13 protein-coding genes are annotated in these 18,643 nt (G+C 64.0%); 6 read left to right on the forward strand and 7 right to left on the reverse strand.

Annotated features, from left to right (window positions below):
• The first annotated feature begins 99 nt into the window (after positions 1–99).
• The 4 genes from RI103_RS23150 (at position 100) to RI103_RS23165 (ending at position 4,489) form a co-directional block, all read left to right on the forward strand.
• Positions 100–1,509: a circularly permuted type 2 ATP-grasp protein gene (locus tag RI103_RS23150; protein ID WP_012426335.1), complete on the forward strand. Its 1,410-nt coding sequence runs from the start codon at positions 100–102 to the stop codon at positions 1,507–1,509.
• 166 nt (positions 1,510–1,675) lie between these two features.
• Positions 1,676–2,626 carry an alpha-E domain-containing protein gene (locus RI103_RS23155; protein ID WP_310817865.1) on the forward strand — a complete coding sequence of 317 codons (951 nt, stop codon included), beginning with the start codon at positions 1,676–1,678 and terminating at the stop codon, positions 2,624–2,626.
• Positions 2,627–2,637: 11 nt separating this feature from the next.
• Positions 2,638–3,438 (forward strand): transglutaminase family protein, encoded by an 801-nt coding sequence (locus RI103_RS23160; RefSeq protein WP_310817867.1) that lies wholly within the window; start codon positions 2,638–2,640, stop codon positions 3,436–3,438.
• Positions 3,439–3,616: 178 nt separating this feature from the next.
• The gene (locus RI103_RS23165) at positions 3,617–4,489 is read left to right on the forward strand and encodes a proteasome-type protease (RefSeq protein WP_310817868.1); all 873 of its coding nucleotides are present in this window, start codon (positions 3,617–3,619) and stop codon (positions 4,487–4,489) included.
• A 202-nt stretch (positions 4,490–4,691) separates the two neighbouring features.
• On the opposite strand, the gene RI103_RS23170 is transcribed toward RI103_RS23165, so the two are convergent.
• Together RI103_RS23170 and RI103_RS23175 are read right to left on the reverse strand one after the other, a co-directional pair.
• Positions 4,692–5,873 carry a porin gene (locus RI103_RS23170; protein WP_310817870.1) on the reverse strand — a complete coding sequence of 394 codons (1,182 nt, stop codon included), beginning with the start codon at positions 5,871–5,873 and terminating at the stop codon, positions 4,692–4,694.
• A 414-nt stretch (positions 5,874–6,287) separates the two neighbouring features.
• Positions 6,288–7,607 (reverse strand): YihY/virulence factor BrkB family protein, encoded by a 1,320-nt coding sequence (locus RI103_RS23175; protein WP_310817872.1) that lies wholly within the window; start codon positions 7,605–7,607, stop codon positions 6,288–6,290.
• 237 nt (positions 7,608–7,844) lie between these two features.
• Between RI103_RS23175 and RI103_RS23180 the strand changes: the two genes are divergently transcribed.
• Both RI103_RS23180 and RI103_RS23185 read left to right on the forward strand, forming a co-directional pair.
• On the forward strand, positions 7,845–8,384 hold the full coding sequence (locus RI103_RS23180; protein ID WP_310818549.1) for a YbaK/EbsC family protein: 540 nt from the start codon (positions 7,845–7,847) through the stop codon (positions 8,382–8,384).
• 256 nt (positions 8,385–8,640) lie between these two features.
• Positions 8,641–10,200 carry a methyl-accepting chemotaxis protein gene (locus tag RI103_RS23185; RefSeq protein ID WP_310817873.1) on the forward strand — a complete coding sequence of 520 codons (1,560 nt, stop codon included), beginning with the start codon at positions 8,641–8,643 and terminating at the stop codon, positions 10,198–10,200.
• 130 nt (positions 10,201–10,330) lie between these two features.
• Here RI103_RS23185 and RI103_RS23190 read toward each other — a convergent pair whose 3' ends face one another.
• From RI103_RS23190 to RI103_RS23210, 5 genes are all read right to left on the reverse strand, one after another.
• Complete coding sequence (locus tag RI103_RS23190; protein WP_310817874.1) at positions 10,331–11,818, reverse strand: SulP family inorganic anion transporter; 1,488 nt, start codon at positions 11,816–11,818, stop codon at positions 10,331–10,333.
• A gap of 249 nt (positions 11,819–12,067) precedes the next feature.
• On the reverse strand, positions 12,068–12,658 hold the full coding sequence (locus RI103_RS23195; protein WP_310817876.1) for a YSC84-related protein: 591 nt from the start codon (positions 12,656–12,658) through the stop codon (positions 12,068–12,070).
• Between the two features lie 217 nt (positions 12,659–12,875).
• Positions 12,876–14,264, reverse strand: coding sequence for an FAD-binding oxidoreductase (locus RI103_RS23200; protein ID WP_310817877.1), 1,389 nt, complete (start codon positions 14,262–14,264; stop codon positions 12,876–12,878).
• 350 nt (positions 14,265–14,614) lie between these two features.
• Positions 14,615–15,376 carry a 3-oxoacyl-ACP reductase gene (locus RI103_RS23205; protein ID WP_310817878.1) on the reverse strand — a complete coding sequence of 254 codons (762 nt, stop codon included), beginning with the start codon at positions 15,374–15,376 and terminating at the stop codon, positions 14,615–14,617.
• Positions 15,377–16,066: 690 nt separating this feature from the next.
• Entirely contained in the window at positions 16,067–18,424 is a 2,358-nt protein-coding gene (locus tag RI103_RS23210) for a hypothetical protein (RefSeq protein ID WP_310817879.1), read from the reverse strand.
• Between the last annotated feature and the right edge of the window lie 219 nt (positions 18,425–18,643).

Below are 18,643 nucleotides of genomic sequence, written 5' to 3' on the forward strand. Positions count from 1 at the left end.
CGCGGAAAGCTCAATGGCATAGCGCTTGCTTGATCGATTGTCGAACACCGAATGCGCAGCGCATTCGCCTTCTATCCGACAACAAGAGCGGGGCGTGACATGCGATGCTATGACGAGATGCGTCATCATGACGATGCCGTGCGGCCACACTACGCGCGCTTTGAACGGTGGCTGGTGAAGCAGGGCAACGAGGCGATCGCGCGCAAGCGTGCGGAAGCCGACTTGCTGTTTCGCCGGGTCGGCATCACGTTCGCGGTGAACGGTGACCTCTCCGGCACCGAGCGGCTGATCCCATTCGACCTGATTCCGCGCATCATTCCGCGCGGTGAATGGCAGACGCTGGAGGCCGGTTTGCGCCAGCGGGTGCAGGCGCTCAATCTGTTCATCCACGACGTCTATCACGATCGCAATATTGTGCGCGCCGGTATCGTGCCCGCCGAGCAGGTCTATACCAACGCGCAATACCGGCCTGAAATGCAGGGCGTGAATGTGCCGCTCGGTGTTTACGCGCATATCGCCGGCGTCGACGTGGTGCGCGCGGGCGACGAAGGCGAGTTCTACGTGCTCGAAGACAACCTGCGGGTGCCGTCGGGCGTGTCCTATATGCTCGAAAACCGCAAGATGATGATGCGGCTTTTCCCCGAACTATTCGTGCAGAACCGCATTGCGCCGGTCGCGCATTATCCCGATCTATTGCTCGACACGCTGCGCTCGGTCGCGCCGGAAGGCGTCGACGATCCGGTCGTCGTGGTGCTCACGCCGGGCATGTACAACTCGGCATATTTCGAGCACACCTTCCTCGCGCAGCAGATGGGCGTGGAACTGGTGGAAGGCAAGGATCTGTTCGTCGACGACAACTATGTGTTCATGCGCACCACGCAGGGGCCGAAGCGCGTCGACGTGATCTACCGCCGCGTCGACGACGATTTTCTCGATCCGCTCGCCTTCCGCAACGACTCGGCGCTCGGCGTGCCGGGTCTCTTGACCGCGTATCGCGCCGGCCGCGTGGCGCTCGCGAACGCGATGGGCACCGGCATCGCCGACGACAAATCGATCTACCCGTACGTGCCGGAAATGATCGAGTTTTACCTCGGCGAGAAGCCGATCCTCAATAACGTGCCCACGTTCCAGTGCCGCAAGCCTGACGATCTGGCGTACACGCTCGCGCATCTGCCGGAGCTGGTCGTCAAGGAAGTGCATGGCGCGGGCGGCTACGGCATGCTCGTCGGACCGGCTTCGACGAAAGCCGAAATCGAATCGTTTCGTGAGCGCCTGATCGCGCGTCCGGCGGGGTACATTGCGCAGCCCACGCTGGCGCTCTCCGCGTGTCCGACATTCGTCGAAGCCGGCATCGCGCCGCGCCATATCGACTTGCGTCCGTTCGTGCTGTCCGGCAAGACGGTCACGATGGTCGCCGGTGGACTCACGCGCGTGGCGTTGCAGGAGGGGTCGCTCGTCGTCAATTCGTCGCAGGGAGGCGGGACCAAAGATACGTGGATGGTCGACTGACGCGGTTGCCGATGCGGTTGCCCACGCTTCACGCAACCGCGCCCGCAACCCAACGCGCCGGGGCAGCACGTGATACGCAACACGCGCGCCGCCGGCGCATACGGATAACCAGCGCGAGCCTTTTACCTTCGACGAGGCCTCGCGTCATCAGATACGGAACGCCGTCATGCTAAGCCGAACCGCCGATCACCTTTTCTGGATGGCCCGCTACATGGAGCGCGCGGAGAACACTGCCCGCATGCTCGATATCAACCTGAAGGCGCTGCTGTTGCCGCAGACGCCCGAGCAGGAAGCGCGCGCGCAACGCTCGGTGCTGCGCATCTCCGAACTCGAAACCGCCTTCGCGCAGCGCTACGACGAACCGACCCGCGAACACGTGCTCGATTTCATGGTGGCCGATGCGACCAATCCGTCGAGTATTCATTCGTGTTTGCAGGCGGCGCGCGAAAATGCCCGCGCCGTGCGCGGCACCTTGACGACCGAGTGGTGGGAAACCATCAACGATACGTGGCTCGAATTCAATGAGCGCGCTTCGTCCGGCCAGGCCGCGAGCAATCCGGGCGCGCTGTTCGAATGGGTCAAGTTCCGCTCGCACCTGTCGCGCGGCGTGACGATCGGCACCGCGTTGCAGGACGACGCGTTCTTTTTCACGCAGCTCGGCACCTTTCTCGAACGCGCCGACAACACCGCGCGGATTCTCGACGTGCGCTTTGCCGACGTCGAACCGAATTCGCGCGACGCTGCGCGCCAGCTCGAAGATTTCTACTACTGGACTTCGATTCTGAGTTCGGTCTCGGCGCTGGAAATCTATCGCAAGGTGTATCGCGACGTCGTCACGCCGGCGCGCGTGGTCGAACTGATGATCCTGAATCAGCAGATGCCGCGTTCGCTGCTGGCGTCGCTCGAAGGCGTCTGCGTGAATCTGGCGATGCTGCGCACTTCAGGCTCGAACCAGTGCGAACGGTTCGCCGGCAAGCTGCGCGCCGAACTGGTGTACTCCGACATCCGGCAGATTTTCGAAGCCGGCCTGCACGCCTATCTGACGCAGTTCCTCGCTCGCGTGTTCGAGCTGGGCAATCTGGTTGCGCGTACCTATCTAATGTTGCCAGTCGCCTGACGGAGTTTTTTATGTACCTGACGATCCGCCACGACACGTCCTATCGCTATGAATCGACTGTCCACTATTCGATCCAGCAACTGCGGCTGACGCCGGCGAGCGGTGCCTCGCAGGTCGTGCGGCGCTGGAGCATCGACGCGCCGGGCAAGCTCGATGCGACCTTCGACGCCTACGGCAACGTGCTGCACACGCTGGTCATCAACAAGCCGCATGGCGAGATTCGTCTGCATGTGGCCGGCGAAGTGGACACGATTCCCCTGATCGATGGCCATTTGCCCGACGCCGTCGGCCCGATTCCGCTCGAGCATTTCACCTGCTCGACGCGGCTGACCGAGGCCGATGCCGCCGTCCGCGAGCTGGCTGAATCGGTGCCGAGCCTGACGAGCTCCGCGAATCTGATTGCGCTGTCCGAACAGATCATGCAGCGCGTGAAGTACAACCCGGGCATCACCGAAGTCACCAGCACGGCCGCCCAGGCGCTCGCGCTCGGCAACGGTGTGTGCCAGGACCACGCGCATCTGATGCTCGCGTGCTGTCGCGCGCGCGGCATTCCGGCGCGCTACGTGAGCGGCTATATCGAACCCGGCGAGGTGACGCACGGCGCGAGCCATGCGTGGGTGGACGTGTGGCTCGAAGGCAAGGGCTGGATTTCCATCGACGTCACGCACGCCGCGTTTGCCAGCGAAATCTACTGCCGCCTCGCCGTCGCGCGAGACTATGAAGCAGCCGCTCCGGTGCGCGGCCGGCGTATCGGCGGGCTGGAAGAGCAATTGAAAGTGTCCGTTACGGTCAGCGGGCAACAGTCGCAATAGAGACGCAACGAGGGTCGCCCGCAGAAACAGCTGTGGAGGCGCCAGAGAGCGCCAGTCCGCATATCACCATGCAGAATAGGCCCGCAAAGGCCGATAATCGGGATATAACGGAATAGAGGCGCATGTGCGCCGCATTACAATAGCGCCGTTCAGTTGTTTTTTGCGGGTACCTTTCCTTATGACTTACTGTGTCGCGATGTCCGTCGACGACGGTCTCGTGTTCCTCTCGGACACGCGCACCAATGCGGGCGTCGATCACATCAGCACCGCGCGCAAGATGTCGGTGTTCGAGCAGCCCGGCGAGCGCATGCTCACGCTGCTGGGCGCCGGCAATCTGTCGCTGACTCAGGCGGTGCTGCACGAGTTGTCCGAGCCCACGGATCCTTCCCAACGCACGCTCTGGAGCGCGCCGACCATGGCCGACGCGGCCCGCGTGATCGGCCGCGCGGTGCGTTGCGTGCATCAGCGCGAGGCGGAGGCATTGCAGGAATTCGGCGTCGACTTCAATTGCAGCTTCATTCTGGGCGGGCAGATCGCGGGCAACCGGCCGCGCCTGTTCATGATCTACGCGGCGGGCAATTTCATCGAGGCGTCGGCGGTCAATCCGTATTTCCAGATCGGCGAGGCCAAGTACGGCAAGCCGATCATCGACCGCGTGTTGACGCCGTCCACACCGCTCGACGAAGCCGCCAAGTGCGCGCTGATTTCCATGGACTCGACGCTGCGCTCTAACCTGTCGGTCGGGCTGCCGCTCGATCTGCTGGTCTACCAGAAGGACACGCTGCGTGTCACGCGCTTCGTTTCGATCGATCACGACAACGCGTACTTCGAGATGATTCACCGGACCTGGGGCGAGCGGCTGCGTCAGGTGTTCGGCGAGATTCCCGATCCGGACTGGCAGGAATCGCCGGATGTGCCGTTGTTGCAGCGGGAGCGGGCGCTGGTTCTGCATCGCGCGCCGGTGGGCGCTGATGGCATCGAGCATGAACTCGATGCGAAGCCCGCGCAGACGTTGGCGCAAACGGAGCGGGGCAAGGCGCAGCGGAAATAAGCTGGCAGGGCGGCAAGCGCGCGTTCGCGGGAGGCATTACACCAAGGTCGTCAGGAGCCTGAATCGGGCTCGCTGGCGGCCTTTTTCATTTGGATCGTCCCGGCGAATCGGAGACCTTAGGACGAAAAAAAACCAGCCACAGGCTTTTCACCCGTGGCTGGTCTTCAACTGCGTGTTGCTTCAGCAGTCCGTCAAAGTTCGATTAGAACTTGTGGCGGATGCCCAGGCTGACGATCTCTTGCGAGCTGGAAGCCGAGTTGTAGCTATACGAACCGATTGCTGCGCCTGCATCGACCAGCGTGCCGGCCGACGTGCGTTGCTGGCCGCTTGCGTGCTGATAAGCGCCAACCAGGTAGATGTCCGTGCGCTTCGACAGGTTGTAGTCGCCGCCCAGGGAAACCTGGTGATACGTTGCGCTCGAATCGCCGCTAGCCTTGGTGTAGATGTAGCCTACGCCAACCAGCATGGCCGGCGTTGCCTGGTAACCCAGGTACGCGCCGCCGACGTTGTACTTCTCGGTCGAACCGAAGCCCGAGTTCGCGTCCGGCTTGTACTGTGCGTTGCTGTAACGCAGGTTAGCCGTGAACGGGCCCGCGACATATTGCAGAGCGACCGAAGCGATGCCGATCGACTTGGCCGCGGCGTATGCGCCGTTGACCTGGTTGTCGAACGTGCCGTCCGACGTGCTGCCGTTCCAGCCCACCGAGCCTGCCGCCGTGCGGCTAGCCAGCGTGTTGCCGTTGTCCGCGCGGAAGTAACCGGCAGCGACGCTGAACGGACCCGTTGCGTACGTTGCAGCACCCGACCACGTTTGGCCCGAACCCGTTGCGCCAGCCACGCCGCCCAGAGCGTACATGCCTTCGAACTGGAAGCCGCCCCACACCGGCGAGGTGTACTTGATGGCGTTGTTCGTGCGCGAGGAGTTGTCGTTGTTGTCGACGTCGCCCGGCGTGGTGAACGTGGAACCGAAGTAGTTGTCAGCCGTCAGCGGCTGGACCAGGTCGACCAGCGGATCGTACTGACGACCCAGCGTGACCGTGCCCCATTGATCGCCCGTCAGGCCCACGAACGCTTGACGACCGAACATGCGGCCGCTTTGACCCAGCTTGCCGCTGTTCACGTCAAAGCCGTTTTCCAACTGGAAGATTGCCTTCAGGCCACCGCCCAGATCTTCCGTGCCCTTCAAGCCGAAGCGGTCACCCTGAAGGTTGCCGGCGTACATGGCTACCAGGTTCTTGTTCTGGCCAGAGGCATCTACCGTGTTGTGAACATACTGGATCGATTCGTCGATCAAGCCGTACAGAGTAACGCTGCTTTGAGCATGTGCCACGCCAGTGGCGCCGAGGAGCGCCAGCGAGAGGGTAGACAGTGCGATTCGTTTCATCCATTTCTCCACGCAGATGATTAGTTTATTTGTTGCGGAAAGGAGAATAGCGCACCGGGTCAATCGGCAAGAACTGGAAAAAAAAGAGTGTCTCCAAAAACTGACAACCGCGCAAAGCCTTGTATTTAAAGCGCGTTAACGATTATTTCTGTTTTAGCAACATTTATTCGTTGACTGAGCATTATTGTTGTTTTGATGACAGTGACGACCCAGTATGTGCACTTTCGGCACTGGCTCGAGGGGCGATTTGTAATGAAGTCGTCTAATTTTCCTGGCCCTTCTGTAGCGTTTCTATAAAAACTGAGACAGATGCGGCTTGACGGGCCGCTAGACAGGTTTTCGGCGTTATGAGCAGGAGCAACCATCCAGACTGACGTGTGCAGCGCTCGAAGCCGGCTTGGTTGCACCTTGGGCTTAGTGCTCGCTGTCGTGGGTATGGCGGCGTGCGACCATTGCCGCAGCCAGCCCGGCGGTAGCCGCGAACAGGACCGAAGTCCACGGATGCCGCCTTACGTAGCGGTCGGCCGCAACGGCTTTGCGGCTCGCTTCGACGAGCGTGACGGCGGCGATGCGAGTCGCCTGCGCCTCGGCCAGTACGACAGTACGGCCGACCTTGAGCGCAGTCGCTCGCGCCGAAGGCCTGCTTCTGGATTGCGCCAGGAAAGTTGCTGCCGACGCCGTGCCGGCAAGCGCGCGTGCCTTTGCGTCGCGCATGACGGGTGCGAGCGCGGCGTCGCTCGACGCGGCGCGTCCGTCCATGTGCGGCACGGCATCCGCGGTTACCGTCGATGCCGCCAGCACCGAGGCGAGCTTGGCGCGGCTGCCGGGCGGCGTATCGTCCTGCATGCCCCAGCCTCCGCGCGGATCGTGACTGCGCCCGCGCGCCGCCGAAAATTCCGCGCCGAGCAGCAGCACGGCGGCGGAGAAGTACAGCCACATCAGCAGCACGGCGAGCGAGCCGGCTGCGCCGAACGAGCTGGCCATGCCGGCATGCGCGATATAAAGCGCGAACAGTTTCTTGCCTGCCGAAAACAGCGCGGCTGCGACGATCCCGCCCACGAACGCATCGCGCCAGCGCACCCGGGCGTCCGGCAGAAACTTGAGCAGCCCGGCGAACGCAAACGCCAGCACCAGCAAGCCCACGCCGAGTTGCAGCAGATTGCCGATCACCACATACGGCGAGTTGCCCCACAGCCATTTGCCGATGAAGGTGATGACCGTATCGAGCACCAGCGAAACGATCAGCAGGAACGCGACGCCGAGCACCAGTCCGAACGAGATCAGCCGCACGCGCACCAGCGCGATCACGCTCGACGAGCGCGGCCCGGTATAGGGCCACACTATATTGAGTGCGCTATTGAGCGACGAAAAGGTGGCCGACGCGCCGATTGCCAGCATCGTGAACGAAATGATCGCCGCGACGCCGCCGGCGCTGCCGCTGTGGTGAGCATTTTCGACGATGGTTTGCACGCCCGCGGCGGCTTGGTCGCCCAGCAAGCCGTGAATATGATCGAACAACTCGCCGCGCGCGGCTTCGGCGCCGAAGAACCAGCCGGCCACGGCGATCACCATGACCAGCGTGGGCGCGAGCGAGAACGCGGCGTAGAAGGCGATGCTGGCGGCCATGGCCGCGCAGCGGTCTTCGGCGAACTGTTTGAAGGCGCCAATGGCCCAGTTGGCCTGCTTGCGGGCCACCAGTTGGAGGTTCTCGGCGGAAAGCGTGTCGATGTCCATGGTCGTGTTTCCCAATGGGTACTGGCGCCGCGCGGGCAAGACGAGGTGGCGGGCGCGAGCCGCGGGTGCGTAGGCAGTCTCGCCGCCGTCTTCGCGTCAAAGCCTTTCGCAAACCTTGTGCCTGTCACTATAACAAGCGCGACCGGCGCGTGCGCCGCGCCGTGCCGGCACTGGCCGAACACCTCGGGCCAGGTGTGCCGTTAGAATGCCGAGGGACCTTCATACATTTTGCTCACTATGCACTCGCACGAACTCGTACAGCAGCTGGACGTCATTGCAGCGGAACAATTGGGCGCGCATTTGCCTGCGCACGTCGTCGAGCAGCTGCCGACGCAAGGCGTGACGGTTTTCTCCGTCACCGACGACGCATCGGATACCGCCGCATTCAGCGCGCGCTACGGCTTCGGTCTGGAAGATTGCGCGAACACGATCGTGATCCGCTACAAGAAAGAGGGCGCCGAGCATTATGCGGCGCTGGTCTCGCTGGGTTCGCTGCGGCTCGACATCAACGGCGCGGTGAAGGCGGCGCTCGGCGCGCAGCGGCTTTCGTTCGCCAAGCGCGAGGCGGCCGTGGAGCACAGCGGCATGGAGTTCGGCGGGATCACGGCCTTCGGCTTGCCGGACGACTGGCGAATTCTCGTCGATGCCGCCGTCATGGAGCGGAGCCAGATCGTCATGGGCGCGGGCGTGCGGGCCGCCAAATTGTTGCTGGCGCCCGACGTTTTGCGTCAGTGGCCGCGCTGCGAAGTCGCCTCGCTGACGCTGCCGGCGGAGTGAGGCCCGGCTCGATCCGCATGCGCGAAACTGACCTGAGCGAAAGGGCGCCGCTGCACGCGTGTTTCTTGGTAAGCGGAGCCGGCCGGGTCAGCGCCCAAGTCAGCGCCTGCAACGCCCACACCCTGGTCCAGCGCCCGAAACCGGTCGGCAAAGCCTGAAGTTTTCCGCCGTTCCGCCGTTAATCCAAAGAGTGACGTGAACCGCCGCGGCGTCCGCCGCGAGCGGCGCGTCGACGACAAGCAGAAAGGATACGGAGATGGAACGGTTTCGCCTGAAGGTGCGGCTTTGGCTCGCGCTAGCAGTCATGTGCATGGGTATTCTGGCAATCGGCCTGTGGGGCGCTTTCAAAACACGCGACACCATGATCGCCGACCGTCAGGCCGAGTTGAAGAGCGTGGTCAGCGTCGCGTACAGTGTGCTGGACCGCTATAACGGCATGGTCGCCGCGGGCACTCTGCCGCTCGCCGACGCGCAACGCACGGCGATGGCCGATCTGCGCGCAATGCGCTACGACGGTGCAGGCGGTTATCTCGTGATCGAGGACGCGCATGCCCGCGTGCTGATGCACGGCGTGCGAGCCGACCTCGAAGGCAAGGACATGAGCGGCTTCACCGACCCGCAAGGGCGCCATGTGTTCAAGGACGGCTCCGATCTGGCCCAGCGCGAAGGCGAAGGCTTCATCCACTTGCAGTTTCTGAAGCCGGGCTCCAACGAGATGGCGCCGAAGATCAACTATGTGCGGCTGTACAAGCCGTGGGACTGGACCATCGTCACCGGCGTCTTCACCGACGATATCGATGCCGCGTTTTACACGACGCTCATCCAGTATGTGGGCGCCGCGCTGCTGCTGTGTCTGGTGGTGTCGCTCGTGATCGGCGTGATCCTGCGCAGCATCTTGCGGCAACTCGGCGGCGAGCCGGCGTACGCGGCGCGGATCGCCGCGCGTATCGCCGACGGTGACCTCGACGTGGTCGTGGCGACGAAGGCCGGCGACGAAACCAGCCTGCTCGCCGCGATGCAGCGTATGCAGCAGCGTCTCGCGCACGCGATCATGCAGATTCGCGGCGGCGCGACGCTGATTTCGACCGTGTCCAACGAAATTGCCGCCGGCAATGCGGACCTGTCGCGCCGCACCGAGCAGCAGGCCACCGCGCTCGGCGAAACCGCGTCGAGCATGGAGCAGATCACCGCGACCGTGAAGCAGAACGCCGACAACGCGAAGCAGGCGAGCCAGCTGGCGCACAACGCATCGGAGACGGCGGCGCGCGGCGGCGAAGTGGTCGGCCAGGTGGTCGAGACGATGCGCGGCATTTCGCAGTCGTCGCATCGGATCGGCGACATCATCGGCGTGATCGAGGGCATCGCGTTTCAGACCAACATTCTTGCTTTGAACGCGGCGGTCGAAGCGGCGCGCGCCGGCGAGGAAGGACGCGGCTTCGCGGTGGTGGCGGGCGAAGTGCGCAGTCTCGCGCAGCGCAGCGCGGCGGCCGCGAAGGAGATCAAGACGCTGATCGAAGAGTCCGCGGCGCAGATTGAAGGCGGCTCGCAATACGTGAGCCGTGCCGGCGCAACCATGCAGGAAGTCGTGCAGGCAGTGCGCCGCGTGACGGACATCATGGGCGAGATCAGCGCGGCTTCGGTGGAGCAAAGCTCGGGCATCGAGCAGGTCAACATCGCGGTCGCGAGCATGGATCAGACGACCCAGCAGAACGCGGCGCTGGTGGAAGAAGCGAGCGCGTCAGCGGATGTGCTGAAAGCGCAGACCGGCCAGCTCAGCGCGGCGATTGCCGTGTTCACGCTGCCGGAAGGCCGCTGACCGGCCGCTCACGCCTCGCCGAAGTGGTTTTCCAGACTATCCGCCACGCGCCATAGCGAACCGGGGCGCCGGCAATGTGCGTTTCCAGATTGCAAACCCGGATTCGTCGTCGACGTCTGCTGGAAAGTCGTCATGCCAATGCAATACCGGCGCGGCTCAGCAGGCGCTGGTTGCGTTCGGACAAATTTTTCATGCGTAATTCCTTGCCGGCTTTTCGATAGCGCTCGACCAGGCCTTGCAATGCCGCAAGCGCGGAATGATCGGCCAGCAGCAGATCGCGGCAGTCGACTGTGACGCGCTCGGGATCCTTTGCCGGATCGAAAAGCTCCTGAAAACGCGTGGTCGATGCGAAGAACAGCGTGCCGCGCGGGGCGTAGATTTTGTCGCCGGCGCGATCTTCGACATGCGCGTGAATTTCACGAGCGTGCTGCCACGCGAAATTGAGCGCGGCGATCACGATGCCGCACAGCACCGCGATCGCCAGATCGGAGAACACGGTGATGATGGTGACCGCCACGATCACCAGCGCGTCGTTGCGCGGTACCTTGCCCAGCACCCGCAGCGAGCCCCACGCGAAAGTCTGTTGCGCCACCACGAACATCACGCCGACCAGCGCCGCCAGCGGAATGCGCTCGATCAGCGGCGACAGGAACAGGATGTACATCAGGATCATCACGCCGCTGACGATACCCGACAGGCGCGAGCGGCCGCCTGAATTCAGATTGATCATGGTCTGGCCGATCATGGCGCAGCCGCCCATGCCGCCGAACAGACCCGAGGCGATATTCGCCGCGCCGAGCGCGAGACATTCGCGATTCGGCTGGCCGCGGGTTTCGGTGATTTCGTCTGTCAGGTTGAACGTGAGCAGCGTTTCCAGCAGACCGACGATCGCCATGAGCACCGCGTAGGGCAGCACCACATGCAGCGTGTCCAGGTTCAGCGGGACGCCCGGCATATGCAGAGCCGGGAGGCCGCCCGCGATGTGCGCCAGGTCGCCCAGCGTGCGCGCAGGCACATGCAGCAATTGCGTGAAGAGACCCACGCCGACGATCGCCACCAAAGCGGGCGGCGCCGCGCGCGTGAGCCGTGGCAGCAGATAGACGATCGCCATGGTCAGCGCGACGAGTCCGCACATCATCGGCAGCGCGCTGCCGTGCAGCCATTGTTCGCCTTGCGGCGTAATTTGCTTGAAGTGCGCGAGTTGCGCCATCGCGATGATGATCGCCAGCCCGTTGACAAAACCGAGCATCACCGGATGCGGGACCATGCGGATCAGTTTGCCGAGCCGCAGTGCGCCGAACAGCACCATCAGGATGCCGCTGAGGATCACCGTCGCGAGCAGATACTGCGTACCGTGCTGCACGACGAGCGCCACGATGACCACCGCCATCGAGCCGGCCGCTCCGGAGATCATACCGGGACGTCCGCCGAACAACGCCGTGATGGCGCAGATGAAGAAAGCGCCGTACAGACCCATTAACGGATTGAGGTGGGCGACCAGCGCGAAGGCGATGCATTCCGGCACCAGCGCGAACGACGAGGTCAGTCCGGCGAGGACATTGCTTTTGATGCCGGGCAGCGTGGTGAGCCAGCCGTGAGTGGGACGAGCGGTGTTCATCTTCAACGAGGCGGGAAGTCCGGGCAAACGGCGTGCATGCGAGCGGGACGCGCGGCCGCGGACAGATGAGTGTCCCGGCCTGAGGCGCAACTGTGGCCGGGCAAGATTGCAAAAAGCGTGAATTTTACAGTAGTGCGGTCACGGTGACAGGGAGGCGGGCTGCGCGGCCGCAGCTTCCGCGACGTGCCGGGTGGAGATGCCGCGCAGCCGGCGAGGCGGCTGCGCGGCAACGCGCGTATGCGCTCGGACTCAAATCATCAGACGCGAAACCTTGGTGCCTTCGAGCGACACGCCGGCCATTAAGCCGCCGTTCGTGAGCACGAAGGCTTCGACCGGACTCGTGGCGGTCGACGTGTCGACCGCGCCGTTCGCACCGATCTTCAGCAGGGCGACGGTGGCATCCGCGCCGGCAGCCCAGCCCTGGCTGGTCGTGAATTTGTCGAGCGCCTCTTGCGTCATGAACAGGAAGATGAGGGCCTTGGACTGCGCGCCGATCTGCAAACCGAACGAACCCGCGACGGTGCTGTAGTAACCCGCCGTGCGGCCGGCCACGCGCAGCGCGCCTTCGCCGTACTGGCCGCCGACCCAGAAGCCCGCTGAAATGACATTCGGGAACACCAGAATGCCGCGTGCCTTGGACACCAGTTCACGCGAGCCGGTGACATTCTCATAGAGACGCGACAGTGTGGAATCGACCCCCGCGTTGATGCTGTCGCGCTTGCCGGCGTTGGCCGAAGGCGACGTGCTCGAAGACGGCGACGTCGTCGTGCAGCCGGCGAGGCTGAAACCCGCAGTGGCGAGCGCAGCACTGGTGGTCATGATGAATTGTCGTCTGCGCATGATTGTTTTCCTTTTGCGTGATTGACTTATGAAGGTGGCGTTTTTCGTTGCAAGTTTCTGTTCAAGCGGTAGGGGCGTGACGCCGACAAGCCCGTACGTCAATTGCTAACCAGCACTTAGCGTGCCCGGGCCCGCCGCGCCTCTGTTTTCACGGCGCGCTCAGCCCGCGCCGGCGGGAAAGGCGCGCCGAGCGCTCGCCGTTCCCACGTGTCTATGACTACGCCGACGGCCGGATGTTCTGGTTGTGACGGAACAGGTTGCGTGGATCGTAGCGGTTTTTTACAGCGACGAGCCGTTCGTAGTTCGGCCCGTACGCGTCGGCGACGCGGCCACCTTCTTCCTCCGTCATGAAGTTGACGTAGACGCTGCCCAGCGCGAACGGCGCCGCTGCAGCGAAAAATGCGCGGGCCCAGGCGACGCAGCGCTCGTCGTCGCGCGCATCGTCCCAGCGGCCATGCACGTTCATCGCGTACAGCGTGTCGCGGCTCGAATAGGCGGTGGCTTCGACCGGAACGCGTTGGGTCTGCGCGCCGATCTGCCCGAAGAAAATCTCGCATTGCGGCGATGGCAGGTTGTCGATCGCATTGAGCAGCGCGTCGATGAGGCCGTCCGGGATCTCGCCGAGATTGTGCGATTTCCAATAGTTGCGCGCGCCCGGCGCGAGCAGCGGATCGAACGCCTGTTGCCACATGGCATACGGCATCGGACCAAGATGTTCGCCGACCGGCGTTCCGAAGGCGCGCACGAATTCCACCGCGGACGGGCCGCTTTCGACGGCGCCCGTGTAGCACATCGCGAAGACGATCACCGGCTTGCCGTGTACTTCCGGTGGCAGAAACGGCAATGGCGGCGCGAGCCGCAGCACGGCCCACACGCTCAGTTCCTCCGGCGTGCCGGCGTTGGCCGCGCGGTACTTGAGCAGGGCGTCCCTCGCCTGCTCGATCGGCAGGACGACGAGACCGCCGTACACCAGCGGTCCGACCGGATGCAGGACGAACTCGAATCGCGTGACGACGCCGAAATTGCCGCCGCCTCCGCGGATGGCCCAGAACAGGTCCTCGTGCGAGTCGGCGCTCGCGTGGACCAGTTCGCCTTCAGCGGTGACGACGTCGGCTGACACCAGATTGTCCACGGTCATGCCATATCTGCGGCTCAACCAGCCGAAGCCGCCGCCGAGCGTCAGGCCCGCGACACCGGTGGTCGAGTTGATGCCGAGCGGCGTGGCGAGCCCGAAGGCCTGGGCTTCATGATCGAAATCGCGCAGTGTTGCGCCCGGTTCGACATGCGCGCGACGCGCCGCGGAATCGATCCGCACCGATTTCATCGGCGACAGGTCGAGCACGACCCCGTCGTCACACAATGCGCTGCCGCCGATGTTGTGGCCGCCGCCGCGAATCGCGAGCGGCAGCCCGTTGTCGCGCGCGAAGGCTACGCCGCGGCGCACGTCGGCTACGCCCGCGCAACGCAGGATGAGCGCGGGATGCCGGTCGATCATCGCGTTCCAGATGCTGCGTGCTTCATCGAAGCGCGCGTCGCCGGGCAGCAGAACCTGGCCTCGCATGACGGTTTTCAATTCGTCGACGGCGCTGCTGGACACATGGACCATGGCTCATCTCCTGTGATAGCGGAAGACATTCGCAGAACACTATTCAGCTGACCAAAGCAAATCGGAAGTGTTCTGAAAGGTTGTTTTGCGTCCAGTAAAGGAGCCTCCCTCCTGAAGTCAAACAAGGTAAACCCGTGGTCTTTTACCGATTGCGCGCGAACGCTCGCGCGGCAAGCATCCGCGGGTCGTGCCGCTGGCGATAACTCAGCTCTGCGCCGCGGATGGTGGAAATGCTTCGGAAAAAGATACCGGCAGGAAGTTGGTTGTGTCGCGGCGTGGTGGGTGCGCAGCGACACTTCCCGGTTTGGTTCGCGCGAGCGTGTGGCGCGCGCGAGTGGTGAGCGACCCACTTAGCCTTTGACGAGGCCGCCGTCGACGATCAGGTTCTGGCCGGTCACCGCCCGTGACCACGGCGACAGGAAGAACAGGACGGCGTCCGCGAACTCTGCGGGTGTCGTGACGCGGCGCACCGGCGTGGAGTTCGCGATCAGGTCGAAGACGAACTCTGGCGTGGCCGCGCTCGCGTCGGTGGTGCGCAGCAGTCCGCCCGATACCATGTTCACCGTGATGCCGTCCGGACCGAGGTCGTGGGCAGCGGTGCGCGTGAGCGACAACAGTGCCGCTTTGGCGGCCGTGTAGTCGTGATAGGGAACGACGGGGTTCTGAAACAGATTGGTGCCCACGTTGACGATGCGGCCGAACCCACGCGAACGCATGCCGGTAACGGCTGCCTGAATCGTGTTCAGCGCGCCCTTGAGCGAACCGTCGAGTTGCTGCTGGAAACGCGCCCAGTCGATGGAGTCGATTTTCGGGCGAGCGTCGCCGTCGAACTGGAAGTCGGCCAGCGCGTTGTTGACTACCGACACGATGGGTTGCCCGGTTTGTGCCCGCGCTTTTTCAAACAGGCGCGCGATGGCGTCCGTGTCCGTGACGTCCGCCTCAAGCGGCAGCACACGATCTCCGAATTCGTCTTTCAGTGCGAGCGCCGATGTTTCGCTTTTGCGGTAGTTCACGACCACGCTTGCGCCTTCGCGCACCAGCGCGCGCGTGATCGCCGCGCCGAGTCCGCGCGCGCCGCCCGTGACCAGCACCCATTGTTCGGATAGAAGCATCTGTTTTCCTGGTGTCGATGAAGTTGCGAGGTTCGTATTGTCGCCGATTCAGGATTCGCGCTCGGTCCGTGCGATGGCGCATAGATCGCTAACGGATTCAAAAGGGAGTAGTGATGGGTTTGCGCGGCACTTCGAGTGCGGTACGAGACGCAAGTTCTATATGGCGACGAGGGGGGCGGCCGATCCGATGGTGGAACGCTTTTATTCGCTCGACTTTTTTGCCTTGCCGAGATGCTGAGGCGATTATGGCGCAGAGTAAATAGCCTGAGCTGCGCTGTCTGTGTGATTGCTCTCACTCCTGCCTTGGCAATCTCTTCTGCGTTCGTGTGCACACGTATATGAAGTATTCGAGCGCATCGGCTTGATTCATCTGATGAAGCGCATCAAGGGATTTGTAAATTTAATAATTAGGAATGCGTATATAACGAGGTGAGATTCAACCTCGTTATAAAAGCACTATTTGACGATCTCTCGCAGTTCAGACACGCAATTAATCGTAAACGGTGCAGCGATGTTGCATTGCGTGGGCTAGCGCACGGTCGCTGAATGGCACTCCGCATAACTTCAACGTCCATCAGGCCCAGCTGTGCCGTTTTCAAGAATATGTTCGCGCACAGCCAGTCGTTTCTCTCGAATCACGTTGAATCGGACCGGGGTTTTCCGCCGAGAGATGCCGGACGTCATGCGGTTTTAGCGTGACGTTAGGCGATGACGGCTGGGCGTTGAAGTTTCATTTTTAACGGTGAACAGAGATTCACTTGTTATCAGGGCCGGTCGCTCAAGGCATATAGTTAGGAGAATGAAATGAAAAAACAGAACGGGGACGCGCTGGCGCTGGGGACGCGCCGGGCGGTATTCGCAGTTGCTGTGAGTCTGTACGCGGCGATGGCGGGTGCGCAAACGAATCCGGCGGCGTCCGCCTCGCCGTCGGTCAGTGCGAACAAGATGATGATGGCGCAGGCGCTGCCGATCGATTGCCCGATGTTCGACACGCTTGGCTGCAAGCGGGAAACCAGTGACCTCGTGATACGTGGTGGAACTGGAATCGCCGCGGCGGCGGGGGGGGCGGTATCCGCTGCGGGCTCGCAAAGCGGCGGCAACGGAACTTCGTCGGCAGGAGCGGCGGCCGCGGGCAATGGCGGCGGGAATGGTGTTAGCGGCGGAAGCGGGGCGAGTGGCGGGAACGGCGGGACTAGTTCCAACTCGTCGGGGCTGGGTGCCGGGAGTACGGGTAGCGGCAATGGCGGCGGTGGTAAGGGAGGAACGGGCTCGGGCGGTGGTGGGACTGGCGGTGGTGGGGCTGGCGATGGTGGGGCTGGCGGTGGTGGGGCTGGCGGTGGTGGGGCTGGCGGTGGTGGAACTGGCAGTGGCGGGACGGGTAGCGGCGGAACCGGCACAGGCGGCGACGGCGGTAACGGTGGCGGCACCGGCGGGGATGGCAGTAACAGTGGCGGCGACGGTGGGCATGGCGATGGTGGCCATCATGGAGACGGTGGCCATGGTGACGGTGGTCACGGCGATGGCGGCCATGGAGATGGCGGCCATGGAGATGGTGGCCATGGTGATGGTGGCCATGGTGACGGTGGTCACGGCGATGGCGGCCATGGAGATGGTGGCCATGGTGATGGTGGCCATGGTGACGGTGGTCACGGCGATGGCGGCCATGGAGATGGTGGCCATGGAGATGGTGGCCATGGAGATGGTGGCCATGGTGACGGTGGTCACGGCGATGGCGGCCATGGAGATGGGGGTCACGGTGACAGCGGCCACGGTGATGGTGGCCACGGCGCTAGCGGTCATGGCGATGGCGGCCACGGTGATGGTGGCCATGGCGACGGCGGCCACGGCGATGGCGGCCATGGTGACGGTGGTCAGGGCGATGGCGGCCATGGAGATGGGGGTCACGGTGACAGCGGCCACAGTGATGGTGGCCATGGCGCTAGCGGTCATGGCGATGGCGGCCACGGTGATGGTGGCCATGGCGATGGCGGCCACGGTGATGGTGGCCATGGCGATGGCGGCCACGGTGATGGTGGCCATGGCGATGGCGGCCACGGTGATGGTGGCCATGGCGACGGCGGCCACGGCGATGGCGGCCATGGTGACGGTGGTCACGGCGATGGCGGCCATGGAGATGGGGGTCACGGTGACAGCGGCCACGGTGATGGTGGCCATGGCGCTAGCGGCCATGGCGCTAGCGGTCATGGCGATGGCGGCCACGGTGATGGTGGCCACGGTGATGGTGGTCACGGCAATGGCGGCCATGGAGATGGGGGTCACGGTGACAGCGGCCACGGTGATGGTGGCCACGGTGATGCTGGCCACGGTGATGGTGGCCACGGCGATGGTGGCCACGGCGATGGCGGCCATGGAGATGGCGGCCATGGAGATGGGGGTCACGGTGACAGCGGTCATGGCGACGGCGGCCACGGCGCTAGCGGTCATGGCGATGGTGGCCGCGGTGATGGTGGTCACGGAGATGGCGGCCACGGAGATGGCGGCCATGGTGACGGTGGCCATGGTGACGGTGGCCATGGAGATGGCGGTCACGGTGACAGCGGTCATGGTGACGGCCACGGCGCTAGCGGTCATGGCGATGGTGGCCACGGTGATGGTGGCCATGGTGACGGTGGCCATGGAGATGGCGGTCACGGTGACAGCGGTCATGGTGACGGCGGCCACGGCGCTAGCGGTCATGGCGATGGCGGCCACGGCGATGGCGGCCATGGTGACGGTGGTCACGGCGATGGCGGCCATGGAGATGGGGGTCACGGCGATGGCGGACACGGCGCTGGCGGACATGGCGATGGCGGTCACGGCGATGGTGGCCATGGAGACGGGGGTCACGGTGACAGCGGTCATGGCGACGGCGGCCACGGCGCTAGCGGTCACGGCGATGGTGGCCATGGCCCGGGCGGCCCGGGCCACGGTGGCTCCGGCAACGGCGGCAAGGGCGGCAACGGACCTGGCGCAGGTGGCCCTGGGAACGGTGGCGACGGCGGTAAAGGCGGAAACGGCCCAGGCGCAGGCAACGGAGGCCAAGGCCACGGCGGCGGCTTCGGTGGCGGCTTCGGCTCAGGCCACGGCGGCGGCTTCGGCTCAGGCCATGGCGGTGGCTTCGGCGGTGGCTTTGGCGGCGGCTTCGGCTCGGGGCACGGCGGCGGCCACGGCGGCGGAGGCCACGGCGGCGGCAACGGCGGCAGCCACTAACGGAGCGAAGCTCCCTCATCGGAAGGAGGCCGGGAGACCGGCCTCCCTACCGATGCC

Origin of the sequence: Paraburkholderia sp. FT54 (genome assembly GCF_031585635.1) — a bacterium.
GTDB lineage: Bacteria > Pseudomonadota > Gammaproteobacteria > Burkholderiales > Burkholderiaceae > Paraburkholderia.

Bases quoted from the DNA above. Each gene is read 5' to 3' on its own strand.
- RI103_RS23155 (WP_310817865.1), top strand. From the start codon at position 1,676: ATGCTAAGCCGAACCGCCGATCACCTTTTCTGGATGGCCCGCTACATG.
- RI103_RS23205 (WP_310817878.1), bottom strand. From the start codon at position 15,376: ATGCTTCTATCCGAACAATGGGTGCTGGTCACGGGCGGCGCGCGCGGA.
- RI103_RS23190 (WP_310817874.1), bottom strand. From the start codon at position 11,818: ATGAACACCGCTCGTCCCACTCACGGCTGGCTCACCACGCTGCCCGGC.
- RI103_RS23180 (WP_310818549.1), top strand. From the start codon at position 7,845: ATGCACTCGCACGAACTCGTACAGCAGCTGGACGTCATTGCAGCGGAA.
- RI103_RS23150 (WP_012426335.1), top strand. From the start codon at position 100: ATGCGATGCTATGACGAGATGCGTCATCATGACGATGCCGTGCGGCCA.
- RI103_RS23200 (WP_310817877.1), bottom strand. From the start codon at position 14,264: ATGGTCCATGTGTCCAGCAGCGCCGTCGACGAATTGAAAACCGTCATG.
- RI103_RS23195 (WP_310817876.1), bottom strand. From the start codon at position 12,658: ATGCGCAGACGACAATTCATCATGACCACCAGTGCTGCGCTCGCCACT.
- RI103_RS23175 (WP_310817872.1), bottom strand. From the start codon at position 7,607: ATGGACATCGACACGCTTTCCGCCGAGAACCTCCAACTGGTGGCCCGC.
- RI103_RS23170 (WP_310817870.1), bottom strand. From the start codon at position 5,873: ATGAAACGAATCGCACTGTCTACCCTCTCGCTGGCGCTCCTCGGCGCC.
- RI103_RS23165 (WP_310817868.1), top strand. From the start codon at position 3,617: ATGACTTACTGTGTCGCGATGTCCGTCGACGACGGTCTCGTGTTCCTC.
- RI103_RS23160 (WP_310817867.1), top strand. From the start codon at position 2,638: ATGTACCTGACGATCCGCCACGACACGTCCTATCGCTATGAATCGACT.
- RI103_RS23185 (WP_310817873.1), top strand. From the start codon at position 8,641: ATGGAACGGTTTCGCCTGAAGGTGCGGCTTTGGCTCGCGCTAGCAGTC.